This is a genomic window from Halomonas sp. KM007 (genome assembly GCF_050709225.1).
GTDB lineage: Bacteria > Pseudomonadota > Gammaproteobacteria > Pseudomonadales > Halomonadaceae > Vreelandella > Vreelandella hamiltonii.
This window is the reverse complement of sequence record NZ_CP136131.1, coordinates 2,173,523-2,186,566: the sequence shown is the minus strand read 5'-3', so window position 1 is coordinate 2,186,566 and position 13,044 is coordinate 2,173,523. Positions and strand designations below refer to the sequence as shown.

10 protein-coding genes are annotated in these 13,044 nt (G+C 56.9%); 7 read left to right on the top strand and 3 right to left on the bottom strand.

The window, feature by feature from the left end:
• Positions 1-53: 53 nt before the first annotated feature.
• Together RVM27_RS10295 and RVM27_RS10290 are read right to left on the bottom strand one after the other, a co-directional pair.
• Positions 54-773 (bottom strand): pentapeptide repeat-containing protein, encoded by a 720-nt coding sequence (locus tag RVM27_RS10295; protein ID WP_081135994.1) that lies wholly within the window; start codon positions 771-773, stop codon positions 54-56.
• Between the two features lie 58 nt (positions 774-831).
• Positions 832-2,616 (bottom strand): PQQ-dependent methanol/ethanol family dehydrogenase, encoded by a 1,785-nt coding sequence (locus RVM27_RS10290; RefSeq protein WP_498957767.1) that lies wholly within the window; start codon positions 2,614-2,616, stop codon positions 832-834.
• 379 nt (positions 2,617-2,995) lie between these two features.
• Between RVM27_RS10290 and pedF the strand changes: the two genes are divergently transcribed.
• The 7 genes from pedF (at position 2,996) to RVM27_RS10255 (ending at position 12,378) form a co-directional block, all read left to right on the top strand.
• Positions 2,996-3,508, top strand: a complete 513-nt coding sequence (gene pedF / locus RVM27_RS10285; RefSeq protein ID WP_081135992.1) for a cytochrome c-550 PedF — start codon at positions 2,996-2,998, stop codon at positions 3,506-3,508.
• A 21-nt stretch (positions 3,509-3,529) separates the two neighbouring features.
• Positions 3,530-4,351, top strand: coding sequence for a quinoprotein dehydrogenase-associated SoxYZ-like carrier (locus RVM27_RS10280; RefSeq protein ID WP_081135990.1), 822 nt, complete (start codon positions 3,530-3,532; stop codon positions 4,349-4,351).
• Positions 4,348-5,292, top strand: coding sequence for a quinoprotein relay system zinc metallohydrolase 1 (locus RVM27_RS10275; protein WP_498956513.1), 945 nt, complete (start codon positions 4,348-4,350; stop codon positions 5,290-5,292). Before RVM27_RS10280 ends, RVM27_RS10275 begins: the two co-directional genes overlap by 4 nt.
• Positions 5,293-5,303: 11 nt before the next feature.
• On the top strand, positions 5,304-7,109 hold the full coding sequence (locus RVM27_RS10270; protein ID WP_081135986.1) for an alpha/beta hydrolase family protein: 1,806 nt from the start codon (positions 5,304-5,306) through the stop codon (positions 7,107-7,109).
• A 136-nt stretch (positions 7,110-7,245) separates the two neighbouring features.
• Entirely contained in the window at positions 7,246-8,409 is a 1,164-nt protein-coding gene (ercA, locus tag RVM27_RS10265) for an iron-containing alcohol dehydrogenase (RefSeq protein ID WP_498956512.1), read from the top strand.
• Positions 8,406-10,103 carry a PAS domain-containing hybrid sensor histidine kinase/response regulator gene (locus RVM27_RS10260; protein ID WP_498956511.1) on the top strand — a complete coding sequence of 566 codons (1,698 nt, stop codon included), beginning with the start codon at positions 8,406-8,408 and terminating at the stop codon, positions 10,101-10,103. Before ercA ends, RVM27_RS10260 begins: the two co-directional genes overlap by 4 nt.
• Before the next feature lie 49 nt (positions 10,104-10,152).
• Complete coding sequence (locus RVM27_RS10255) at positions 10,153-12,378, top strand: insulinase family protein (RefSeq protein ID WP_249273162.1); 2,226 nt, start codon at positions 10,153-10,155, stop codon at positions 12,376-12,378.
• Here RVM27_RS10255 and RVM27_RS10250 read toward each other — a convergent pair.
• Entirely contained in the window at positions 12,334-13,005 is a 672-nt protein-coding gene (locus tag RVM27_RS10250) for a response regulator (RefSeq protein ID WP_081135980.1), read from the bottom strand. The two genes, RVM27_RS10255 and RVM27_RS10250, sit on opposite strands and share 45 nt — an antisense overlap.
• Positions 13,006-13,044 lie beyond the last annotated feature (39 nt).

Below are 13,044 nucleotides of genomic sequence, written 5' to 3'. Positions count from 1 at the left end.
CCTCATACAGCAACGGCGCACAGGATGCGCCGAGTCGATGGTCGCCATACGCTTTACTCCCAGTCGAACGGACAGGCGGTACACCCCTCCATTTGCGCCAGTTGAAAGTTACCGTAGTGGATGCGCGCACCGGTCATATCGGCATTATTCAGGCGGGTAATGTTCATTTTAGCTTCCTGCAGGTTGGCATCACGCAGGTCGGCACCGATAAGGTTGACCTTATTCATCCACGCCATTTCCAGGTTACTACCCAGCAACGTCGCCGCTTGCATGCTGGCACCGGATAGACGAGCAAACCCAAGGTTGGCACCCGTTAAGTCAGCGTGGTCAAAAATCGCGCCTTGGGCGTAAATACTCCAGCTATCTAGCCCAATTAAACTCGCATGGGAAAGGTCTGCGCCTCGCAGATGCGTGTTGGGCATGCGCGCACGATTAAGGTTGGCATGGCGCAGCGATGCGCCTTCAAAATCAACGCTACGTAAATTGCTGTGACGAAAGTCCGCATTATCTAAATTGCTGCCCGCAAAGTTAGCCCCTTGCAGGTCAAGGTTGGAAAAGTCGCCGCCGGATAGATCCATGTCCGCGCACTGGGTGCCAGGCACCAGCTGGCAACCGTTAAACACAGGGGGGGCAAATTCATCATAGCTGCTGTCTGCCGAGGCAGTAGCGGCTGTACCAACGACCCCCATGCAGAGTAGCAGACCGACTATTTTTCGAGCACTGCGATGGGCGTTAACACGACGGTAGGAGCGCTGGGCGATACGATTTTTCATTATTATTCTCTCCATCTAAAAAAGGGCGGCACATGCCGCCCAAACACACGCGAATAACTTAACGATTAGCCAGATCTTGTACGAAGGAAGGCAGTTTAAAGACCCAGAACGAGCCGCCCTGCGCAATCGGTCGCGTCAGCTCAGCCATATCACCACCCCATAGTGGAACTGCGCCGCCGTAGCCTGCGGTAACACCAATGTATTGTTCACCATCCATTTCCCAGGTGATCGGTGGTGAGATGATGCCGGTACCGACTTGGAATTTCCAAAGCTCTTCACCAGTTTCAGCGTGGAACGCTTTAAAGTAGCCATCCCCTGTGCCGGTAAACACCAGATTACCGTGGGTCGCCAAGACACCTGCCCATAATGGCATTGGTTCTTTATGCTCCCAGGCAAACTCACCCGTGATTGGGTCAACAGCTCGTAAAATACCAACATGATCGTCGTACATGCGTTTAATGCGGAAGCCCATGCCTAGATAAGCGGCCCCTTCCACGTAGTCGACTTCTTCTGTCCAGTAATCTTCCTTCCAATGGTTAGCAGGCACGTAGAACAGCCCCGTGTCTTGGCTATACGCCATCGGGTTCCAGTTTTTACCGCCAAGGAAGGGTGGCGACACTTCAACGGCTTCAGAGCGCGTTTCCCCCTCTTTCAAGCGCGCAGGACGCTGGCCTTCCACCTCTACCGGGCGGCCTGTTTCCAAGTCAATGTGGGTGGCCCAGGTGATGTTATCGACAAACGGGAAGGCATTAATCAGCTCGCCGTTGGTACGATCAGTGATATAGAAGAAGCCGTTACGGTCGGCGTGGGCACCGGCGTTAACCATTTCGCCGTTTTCATCTTCGTACTCGAACAACACGATCTCGTTATTGCCTGAGAAATCCCAGGTATCATTGGGGGTGTGTTGGTAGAACCACTTCACTTCACCGGTGGAGGGGTCAACCCCTAGCTGGCCAGAGGTATAAAGACTGTCGTAGTCAGATGGGTCGCCATCTTCTGAGGTGCGTGCCCAGCCGTTCCAAGGCGCGGGGTTGCCTGCCCCAATGATGATGGTATTGGTATCGGGATCAAAGCTGGCACTCTGCCACGGCGCTCCACCACCTTGGCTCCAGGCTTGCACTTTACCGGTTTCACTATCGGGATCATCAGGCCAGGAAGGTGCACTGGCATCGCCTGTTGGCGTGCTCTCTTCACCATTCAAACGGCCCACGTGGCCTTCCACAAAGGGCCGCATCCAAATTTCTTCGCCAGTCTCCACGTCACGGGCATAGAGCTTGCCGACAATGCCAAACTCGTTGCCTGAAGAGCCATGAATCAGCATGACACGGCCCGTTTCCTGATCTTCCACAATGGTGGGCGCCCCAGTCATGGTGTAACCCGAGCGATGGTCACCAAAACGCTCGCGCCACACCACGTCACCGGTATCCTTATTCAGCGCGACGATGCCCGCATCCAGGGTGCCGAAGAACACCTTATCGCCGTAAATGGCCGCACCGCGGTTGACTACGTCACAGCAGGGGCGAATATCGCTGGGCAGGCGATGATTGTAGGACCACAGACGCTGGCCGGTACGCGCATCAATGGCGAAAATACGTGAATAAGAGCCGGTGACATAGATTACCCCTTCATGGATCAGCGCTTGGGACTCTTGACCACGCTGCATTTCATCACCGAAGGAGTGCGACCACGCGGGGGAAAGCATCTCTACGTTGTCAGCATTAATTTGGTCGAGCGGGCTGTAGCGTTGTGCTTTCACACCCATGCCATACATCAACACGGTTTCAGTGTTGTCATGGTCATTGAGAATATCATCCCAGGTCACCTGGCTGGCGTTAGCTGTCATCGCAACGCCACCTATGCCTAGCGCAGAGGCATAAGCAACGGCGGCGGTGAGCGTACGCAGGCGAAAGGGCCACGAAATGTTACGAGCTGACGTGTTGTTATTGGTAGCGTATGTCATGGGTTTTCCATCCGAGTAATGATCACAATGCAATGGCTGCAAAGCGGCCAAGCTGCTGCTTGCGTGGTGTTTGCAAGACTAAGCTCAGCTTAGAAGCTCGGATAAAAAACCAACCTACCCCTCCAGTCGCGTTCTCATCCTGATTTAGCACTACTTCCAAAGGAGGAGTCCAGCGATGCCTAAGGTGCTATTGGGACTAAGCGCTGGCCTGCCTATGCTCACTCAAGTGACGTGACATCGACCCCCCTTGAGGAGCATTCCCATGACCATTACAAAAAACGTGCTGACAAAAACGCAGCTGACACAAACCACCCCGACAAAAACGCCCTTACGCTTCTACGGCCAAGCCGGTGCCATCGCCCTTGTTGCATTGCTGGCGTCACCGCTGGCGTGGTCACATGGCGATGTCACCCCTCAGCCAGTCGATATTAAGGGGTTAGAGCTTCTGGGAGACGAGTGGCTAGAAGAGAACCCCTACCGTGAAGATCATCCCCAGCACGAACTAGCCGTGGATATCGGTGCCCGTGCCTATAACAGTAACTGCGCAGCCTGCCACGGCCTAGAGGCAAAATCTGGCGGCATCGCCCCCGACCTACGTGAGCTTGAAAACGGCGCATGGGGCGATGAGTGGTACAAAGAGCTGGTCACCAACGGTGCTGAACGCAACGGCCGCGTACTGATGCCACGAATGTCCGACTACGTTAGCCAAGAAGGCCTCTGGGCCATCCGCACTTGGCTGGAAACCGTCAGCATGGAAACCACTAAAGGCCAATAACACGCATAGCGGGGAGGCATCATGGTTTTATTAACGCAGACGTTCATCCCTCCACGGCTCGCCGCGACCCTCGCGGCGCTTGCCTGCCTTTTAATTAGCGTGTTTCCGCCGGCCTCTCACGCGGCGACACTGAATACCGCCGAAAAAGACCCGCTTAATTCCTTTATGTGGCCTGTTTACCGCGAACGCTTCTTGGGCGATGCCTCCGTGGTATTTGACGAGCGAGTCATCGTGAACGCACCAAGGTTTGCCGAAGACTCAGGACAAGTCCCCATTGAGCTAGACGCCAGCGCCCTAGAGGCCAGCGGTGAACCAATCACCGATATTATCGCCTGGGTCGATCTCAACCCCATTCCCCGCCTATTCACGTACTCACCAATGAGTCACGGCTTAGCCAAGCTTTCGCTGAATATTCGTTTGGAACAAGCCTCCGCCGTGCGCGTCGCGGTGAAGCAGGGAGATACCTGGCATGTTGGCGGCACCTACATTGAAGCAGAAGGGGGCGGCTGCACCACACCCGGTATTGCCACCGCTGACACTGACTGGGAAAACACCTTCGGCGAGCTACAGGGGCGTTTGTTCGACAATGAGGATGAGCAACGCCTGCGGTTGCGCCTTTCTCACCCCATGGACAGCGGCTTAATCCCCAGTCAACCGGCCTTTTACGTGCAGTCGTTTGAAATGCTCGACCATCAGGGCCAGCAAGTGGCCACCTTGGATATCGAAGCCTCGGTAAGCGCCAACCCTACCTTAGGGCTGCATATGCGCTCCTCGCCGGGTGGCTATGTGATTGGTGCACGGGACAACAACGGCAATCGTTTTTCCATGGGCCTTCAGCCATGAAAGCGCACTTCTTAGGTAGTCTAGCGGCACTGCTAGCCGCCCCGCTGTTGGCCAGCGAGCCGGTAATGTTCTGCGAACGTCCGCTAGTGGCTCAACCAGTTGCGGAAAACACCTGGATGGTGGAAGGCCTAACAGAAGAGCTTTCCACCAGCAACTGCGGCCACATCGGCAACCAGGCGTTTATTGCCACGCCCAACGGCGTCATTCTCATCGATAGCGGCAGTAGCCCACACTTTGGCGAGGCGCTAAAAGCGCTGATTGCTCAGCACACCTCTCAACCCGTAAGGTGGGTCTTAACTACCCACCACCACCCCGATCACTTTTTCGGCAATGCCGCCTTTGACAAGGCACAGCACCTCACTCTGGCCACGACCCGCGACCTGATGGCTCGCGACACAGACGCGCTGATCGACAACGTCGAGCGGCTGACCGGGCGCAGCTTGGAACGCTCGTCTGTTGCCCTACCCGAGGTGATTGAGGCCGGTGACATAACGCTGGGCAGCTACCCACTCACCCTATATGCCATGAGCGGCCATAGCGGGGGGGATCTGGTGATTATGGATCACGCCACCGGCGTGCTGTTTTTGGGTGACATGGGCTTCTACCAACGCGCTGCCGCTACCGCTCACACCCCTGGCCTTCAACAGTGGCTGGAAGAACTGAGCGACCTCAGCGCGCTCGACGCCAGAATCGCGGTGCCCGGCCATGGCCCCAGCGCTCCCCCCGCAACGATCATTGACCAAACCATTGATTACCTTGAATGGCTAGACCAGCGCCTCAGCGACGTGGCTAGCGAAGGGTTGGGGGCCAATCACGCCTTGGCTGGTGAATTACCTGACACGTTTAGCACCATCGCACTCGCCGAATACGAGTTTACCCGCAGCGTGATGCAGCTTTACCCACGCTATGAAGCACGGCTGCTGTGGGGCGCCCCACACTAAGGAGCACGCCTATGCGACTTACCCTAGCGGATGCCGCCGAGCCCTGCGACACCCTGAACGAACTGCATAGCGACACCGAGACGGTTTACTGGCTGGCTCGCTGCCCGCAAACGGGCGACATGCAGCTTTGGCAGTGGCGAGCTAACAGCAATGAGCCGCCGCACTGTGTAATAGAAGAGGCGGTGGGTAGCCGCGTGAACCAGTACGGCGGCGGCAGCTACACGCCACTGCTAGGGGGCGTCGTATGGGTGCGCCAGCACGACCAGGCCATCATGCAGCTCCGCCACCACGGTAAAAGCTACTGCTGGCAACAGCGCCCGCAAACCGCCTACGGTGGGCTGTGCGCTGACCCTAAGCGCCACCGTGTATTAGCGGTTGAGGAAGATGCCCGCGGTCAGCGGCTGGTCGCCGTCACTGATAGCGATCGGCAGGTATTGGCAGAAAGCATCGACTTCTACGGCGCGCCGATAATAAGCGACGATGGTAACTATCTAGCGTGGGTGAGCTGGTCACTGCCTTATATGCCCTGGCAGCGCAGCCAGTTGCACCTCGCACAGGTGGCGGCTAACGGCGCGCTACAGGCCTTTGATAGCTGGGACTTTGGCACAGCAATTAGCCAGCCACAGTTTGGCCCGCACAACGCGCTGATCTGCATGAGCGATCATGCTGGCTGGTGGCAACCCTGGCAGGTTAATCTGGCCTCCCCCATGTGTCTGAGCAGCGCCCCCGTTGATCACATCACCACGCCATGGCAACTGGGTGAGCGCCAGCACGCTTGGCGAGACAATCTGCAGATTTACTGCCAACTACACCAGGGTGCAGCGCAGCTATACCGCCGTACCGGCGAGCAGGTGGAAGCACTGCTACCCGACCCCGGCCGCGTGGCAAGCATCACGCTGGCACAACACGGCGATTACGCCATAGTACAAAGCGCCACCAGCGGCGCCCAGCTTATACGGTTCAACGAAAATGGCTCACGCAGATACTTAGTGGGTAACGTCGTGGGTAACGCACACTCAGTGGATAGCACAAACTCAACGGGTAGCGTAATCGCAAAAGCACCTGCCACCGCCCAGTGGCTTGAAGCGCCGGTGGGTAATAAAGGCGAAACGGTTCACGGCTTTTTCTACTCAGCCTCAGCCAACCGCGCTGCGCCAATGATTGTGCGCGTTCACGGCGGGCCAACCGCCGCCACCTATCCCATCTACGACCCGCTGGTGGCCTATTGGCAGCAGCAGGGCTTTCACGTTTTAGATATCAACCCCCGTGGCAGCGGCAACTTTGGTCGCCGCTACCGTGAAGGGTTAGCCGGCCAGTGGGGCGTCAGCGATACCGAGGATGTGATTGCCCTGGTAAACGCCGTCTGCGCACGCTTTGCGATTGACACAGCGCGCTGCTTTATTCGCGGCCAAAGCGCTGGTGGATTTACCGCCCTCAATGCCCTAGCGGCCACGCCACTGTTTGCTGCGGCCACCAGCCTGTACGGTGTCACCAATGCGCTCACCCTAGCGGCACAAACGCACCGCTTTGAGTCCGGCTATCTGGGCTGGCTAATCGGCGATGACGCCCTGCTAGCTCAGCGCAGCCCTGCCTCTCAGATCAGCCTGTGCACAAGACCTATTCAGGCGCTGTTTATTCAAGGTGGCAAAGACGCGGTGGTGGTACCGGAGCAGACACACGCCATGGCGCGACATATTGAGCAGCATGGTGGCGAAGCACAAACACTGCTGTTTGATAACGAATACCATGGTATTCGACACCCTAAAGCCCGAAGAACCATGCTGGCCCGCGAGCTGGCCTTTTATCAGCATTTTTAATCACGTTTTAACAATATTTCTAATCGCACGTACATCAACAGCGTGCTTTATACCCCGCGACAGCACCAAGGTCGTAGCGCAACAACCCCCTAAGGTGCTTAAGATAATGGTTAATAACTATAAACGAGACCGCCCCATGACATCGCCGCTCACGCAACTTCGTAAGTTTGTCGCTCCTGAAATTATTTTTGGCAACGGTGCACGCCACGCTGCAGGCAACTATGTCACCACCTTCGGCGCAGAAAAGGTGCTACTGGTCTCTGACCCCGGCGTGCTGCTGGCGGGTTGGGTCGCCGATATTGAAGCCAAGTTGCTGGAAGCCAACATTGCCGTTGAGCGCTTTACCGCCGTATCGCCCAATCCACGGGTCGATGAGATTATGGCCGGCGCTGAGATTTACCGTGAAACCGGCTGCAAAGCGATTGTGGCGATAGGCGGTGGCAGCCCGATGGACTGCGCCAAGGGGATTGGTATCGTCACGGCCCACGGCGGGCATATTCTCGATTTTGAAGGCGTTGATACGATTCGCGTGCCGATTCCTCCGCTGATTTTTATTCCTTCAACGGCGGGCACCTCGGCGGATATTTCCCAGTTTGCGATTATTTCTGATCAGCAGCGGCGCATGAAATTCTCGATTATCAGCAAGGCCGTCGTGCCGGATGTATCGCTGATCGATCCTGAAGTCACTATGACCATGTCGCCCTACCTGACCGCTTGTACCGGGGTCGACGCGTTAGTGCATGCCATTGAAGCGTTCGTTTCAACCGGCAGCGGCCCGCTCACCGACACTCACGCCTTGGAAGCCATGCGGTTGATCAGCAGCCATCTTGAGGCGCTGGTGGCGAACCCTACCGATGGCGAGCTGCGCGCCCAGGTAATGCTGGGCAGCATGCAAGCGGGCTTGGCGTTCTCAAACGCTATTTTGGGCGCAGTACACGCGATGTCGCATAGTTTGGGCGGCTTCTTGGATCTCCCCCACGGTTTATGCAACGCTATGCTATTAGAGCATGTGGTGGCTTATAACTATGATGCCGCCCCCGATCGTTTTAAGCGGGTCGCCGAAGCCGTGGGTATCGACTGCCGAGGGCTGTCACAGCAGCAGATCAAAAAAGCGCTGTTCCGGTACTTAGTCGATTTAAAACATGCGGTTGGCCTGGGAGGCACGCTTGGCAAGATGGGCGTCTCACGCAGCGACGTGCCGTTCCTCACCAACCACGCGCTGGGCGACCCCTGCATTTTGACCAACCCGCGCCGTTCCAACTCACGGGATGTAGCGGTGGTGTACGAAGAGGCGCTATGAAAAAAGCCAACGATCCTTCGGGCTTTTCGGTCAGCGATCTGCTCGGGCTGGGTCAGCAGTCGGCGCGTAAAAGCTACTATCGCGAGCTTTCCGTGCGTTTAGAAGAGCTGGAAGTTGAGCGCAACCGCTATAAGTGGCTATTTGAAAACGCACTACACGGTATTTTTCAGGCGTCGCTTTCCGGCAAGCTGCGCGCCGCCAACCCGGCGCTTGCCGCCATGCTCGACGATCCCTGCGTGACGCATACGTTAGAGCGCTGCGCGCGCTTTGATGCTCTATTTGTCAGTCGCACAACTGGCCAGCAGCTGCGCGACCTACTGCTCTCCCACGGCCACGTAACGGGCCATACCACCTTGCTGCAGGCAGCCTCTGGCCGCCAGGTGCCTGTTGCTATTACGCTGATAAAAAAGCCCGCCGAGCTGGCTGGAGACGAAGACCTAATTGAAGGTTTTGTTGCCGATATTACCGAGCGTGAACGCGCCCGCCAGCATTTAGAGACGCTCAACGCCCATTTGGAAGCGCGGGTTGCTGACCGCACCCAAGCGCTTGAACGACTCAACGAGGAGCTTAGAAACGCCCGTGATGCCGCTGAGTTTGCGAACCAGAGTAAAGACCGCTATCTAGCCGCCGCTAGCCATGACCTGCTGCAACCTATGAATGCAGCACGTTTGTTAGTAGCGTCACTACAGGAGCGGCTGATTAACAGCGATAATTTAGCCCTGGTTGAGAGCGTTCAAAACTCGCTGGAAGGTGCCGAAGCGATACTTTCCGATCTGCTTGATATCTCCCGCCTGGACCATGGTCAGGTGCAGCCTCAGCTGCGCCACTTTAAGCTCGACGATATCCTCAGCAACTTGGCTGATGAATTTACCCCGGTGGCGCAACGTAAAGGGCTAACGTTGCGCTATGTGCCTTCTCATCAAGCGGTAACCAGCGACCCTTATCTACTCAGCCGCATTATGCGCAACTTTCTGGCTAACGCCTGTCGCTATACCCAGCGTGGCGGGATCTGCCTGGGTGTCCGCCGCCATAGTGACGACAGCCTTGCCGTGCAGGTGGTTGATAGCGGTATTGGCATTCCCGAAAGCGACTACCAACTGATTTTCCGCGAGTTTCACCAACTCAACGCCACCCGCGCGCGTGACCGCCAGGGCGTGGGCTTAGGGCTTGCCATTGTGGAGCGAATTAGCCAGCGCCTAGAGCACCCACTCTCGGTGCGCTCAGCACCCGGCCAAGGCTCCTGTTTTGCGGTTAAGGTACCCCGTGCTAGCGGCATTTCCTTTAGCCAAGCCCCCGCCCCTAGCACGCCGCCCTCCGCTGGCGCCGAGTTCGAAGGGCTGCGCGTGCTGATCCTGGATAACGAGCCGACGATTCTGGAAGGCATGGCGCTGCTGCTCAGCGAATGGCAGATCAGCTGTGATACCGCCCTGGATGTCGATACCGCTAAAGCCTGCCAGGAGGCACCGGATATGCTGTTAGTTGATCTTCACCTAGATGATAACGTCACTGGCCTAGAGGCTATTCGCCAACTTCGCCAGCACTGGCACGACCCGCACTTGCCAGCAGCTATTCTCAGTGCCGACCGCTCTGACCACTGGCAGAGGCGGCTGCGTCATGCAGGCGTTCCGCAGCTAAACAAGCCGGTACGACCCGGCAAACTGCGCGCGCTGCTGCGTAGCCTGCTCAATGGCTAAGCTCAGTTTCCAACAACCCTGTATCTCCCTACCTAACGGGGTGCAGGGAGTGCTGGCCCAGGCGCCCCAGTTAACCCGCGCTCACGTTAGCATCGCCATTGCGGCAGGCTATTTGGATGAGCCACCCGCCCTACCTGGGCTGGCCCACCTGTTAGAGCACGTGCTGACCACAGCGCCACTGGAAGCCTCTTCTAACACCAGCCTGCTCACCTGGCTTGCCCAGCACCAAGGCAGCCTGAATGCCCATACTGATGACTACGTCACTGATGTGCACTTCTCGATACCAGCAAACAAACTAGAAGCAGCGGCGCTCACCGTTGCCCGTCAGCTCGCCAGGCCACCGCTGCCCTTATCGACTATTCGCGCTGAAGTGGCGGCGATCGATGCCGAGTGGAATGCCCGTCAGAACAGCGCCCAAATGCAACGTCTGGATGCCCTCGCGGCACTTGCTGACCCACAGCATGTTGGTGCAGGCTGCCGCCATGGCAACGCGCAAACCCTAGGCAGTGACACGGCGCTGCTACTTAAAGCGCTCACCACGTTTCATCGCGCCTATTACCATGGCGGCCGCGTTAACATCGCCATTATCAGCCCCTGGGAGATAGTAGACATGACGCGCCTTACCCAACACATGGCAGCGCGGTTTAGTCCATCACCACCCAACGCGCCTTCGCTTGCTATTGCGTCCCGTTGGAGCCGCCAGCTCAGCGCGAAGGTAGCCAGTACGAGCAATACCGTTGAGCTACTGTGGCCGTTGCCATCGGCCATTGCACGTCATCAGCTTATCGCCCTTAGCGGCTTAGCTGATGCGGTACAGCAAGGCTATTTTGTAGAACAATTTCCTGATTCGATTACCGACTACCGCGCAACTCTGGCACCTAGCGGGGCGACAGACGCCTTTGGCTTACTGTTAAGTGGCACTGCAACACAAGAACAGGTGAAAGCCCTTGCGGCTGCTCTAAGTGAGCGCTTAGCAATCTTCTTCACACCCCTGCCCGGGACAACACCTAACGATCACGACACTATTTGGCAGCCACCCGCTGATACGGTGCAGTTAGCCCCTGCTTGGTTTGCACACGCCCGCCGCCAAACGCTTGCTCGTCGTTTCGCTACGCCGCCTTCTGAACATCAACCGGCCCCAAGCCCGTTCTCCGCTGACAACGTCCGTTGGCTAATCGGTAACGCGCCTACATCGGCTTCACCTCGCGCTGTTGATGCTTCCCCAACGCCTTTCCCCAACGTGCAGTGTTGGTGCGGTCAGTACGCTGTTGATGAGGATTTCGGTGCACTTGCCGATAACGCCTGGGCGGCCTGCTTTGTGCCGGGAGCAATGATTGTCCCCAGCCCGCTCATCGCTCAGCGGCTGGCGCTTCAGGGCATTGTCTTCAAGCAAGAGAACTCGCCCCATGGTAGTTGGGTAATAGTGATGGGGAGTCAAGCCAATCACGCTATGGTGGCGCTATTAGAAAAAGCCACATTAGCTGCCCCCAACGCTCATGAAGGACTGCTGGCTCAGCAGCTGGTTCAGCGCTTAACGCCGCTGCCTGCCACACCTGCGCTATGGGTTTCCCATGACACAGAAGCCGCAGTCGTTTGCAACACACTAGCGAACTTGGCGAGTCGCATTGAAAAACACACGGTGCAGGCTTCTCTCGCCGACTTACCATCCAGCACCGCCATCATGCGGACACTGAGCCTACCGGGCACTCCCAGCCAGCGATTACTATTAGCACTTGCGGAGCAGCATCACAGCGCGGCTTTTTTTCAGCAGGCACGTGATGACCATCACTTGGGCTATGTGGCAGCGGTTCGCAGGGGCGACGGCGCGCCCTGCTCACTTGGCTATGTCGTACAAACTAGCAATGCGGGGCAAGTCAGCAATGTGGGGGAAATCAGCAAAGAAGCGGTCTCCACAGGGGGGAAGCTGATAAAGGAGATAGAGGAAAAACGGATAGAAGAAAAGCTAATAGCAATCACTGATGCCCTCTGGAAAACGTCGAATGGCGTTCTACAGGCGCACCTGCCAACGCTAACACCGCCTGAAACGCCACTGGCTGCGCTGATTCTCCAGTGGCAAAGCCTCTTGGCAGGTACCCGTCAGCCACTGCATCGGCTTGGGCAACAAAGCCTCCATTCACAGGCGCTTGGCGACTTGCTCACCCAAATAAACAGCGTTGGCCGCTGGCAAACCCACTGGCTGGATAGCGCTGGTCACTATCAATTTAACGAGTCAACGATTGAGGAACTGGGAAAAATCGATATCGTTGGCGGATAAAATCGCTTGTACGCGACTGGTTACCCCCAGCTTGCGTAAAATCGCCGACACGTGGGCTTTCACCGTGGTTTCCGCAATATTGAGATGATAAGCAATCATCTTGTTAGATTCACCGCGGGTCATGTGCTCTAACACTTGCAGCTGCTTGCGGGTCAACAGGCGCAGCTGTTCTGCGGTAAAGCCTTGATCCTGATGGCGACGTTTACGAATACTGTCCGGCGCACGCATGGCATCAGCAGGTAGAAAGATATTGCCTTCCAGCACCTGGGCAATGGCGTGGCGCATCTGGTCACGAGGCAATGATTTGGTAATAAACCCCGCCGCACCGCAGGAAACCGCCTGCAGAATAATCTGCTTATCCTCTTCGGCGGATACGATGACCACCGGAATCGTCGGCTGCTCGTTACGCAGATGCAGCAATCCGGTCAATCCGTTCATCCCCGGCATGTTCAGATCCAACAAAATCAGATCAAGGTCGGGGTCCTGCTGGGCATAGGCCAGTGCTTCGTCGAAATCCTCGACCTCAATCACCTCAGCGTCGGAGTAGGCTTCGCGGATCACCCGAGCCATCGCCTCACGTACCAGCGGATGATCATCGGCAATTAGGAGTTTATAGCGTGCGATCATTGTTATTGGCCTATTCAGGGAGCGCTTACCTGCACCTTA

Coding starts and splice junctions, on each gene's coding strand:
- RVM27_RS10295 (WP_081135994.1), bottom strand. CDS start 773: ATGAAAAATCGTATCGCCCAGCGCTCCTACCGTCGTGTTAACGCCCAT.
- RVM27_RS10290 (WP_498957767.1), bottom strand. CDS start 2,616: ATGACAGCTAACGCCAGCCAGGTGACCTGGGATGATATTCTCAATGAC.
- pedF (WP_081135992.1), top strand. CDS start 2,996: ATGACCATTACAAAAAACGTGCTGACAAAAACGCAGCTGACACAAACC.
- RVM27_RS10280 (WP_081135990.1), top strand. CDS start 3,530: ATGGTTTTATTAACGCAGACGTTCATCCCTCCACGGCTCGCCGCGACC.
- RVM27_RS10275 (WP_498956513.1), top strand. CDS start 4,348: ATGAAAGCGCACTTCTTAGGTAGTCTAGCGGCACTGCTAGCCGCCCCG.
- RVM27_RS10270 (WP_081135986.1), top strand. CDS start 5,304: ATGCGACTTACCCTAGCGGATGCCGCCGAGCCCTGCGACACCCTGAAC.
- ercA (WP_498956512.1), top strand. CDS start 7,246: ATGACATCGCCGCTCACGCAACTTCGTAAGTTTGTCGCTCCTGAAATT.
- RVM27_RS10260 (WP_498956511.1), top strand. CDS start 8,406: ATGAAAAAAGCCAACGATCCTTCGGGCTTTTCGGTCAGCGATCTGCTC.
- RVM27_RS10250 (WP_081135980.1), bottom strand. CDS start 13,005: ATGATCGCACGCTATAAACTCCTAATTGCCGATGATCATCCGCTGGTA.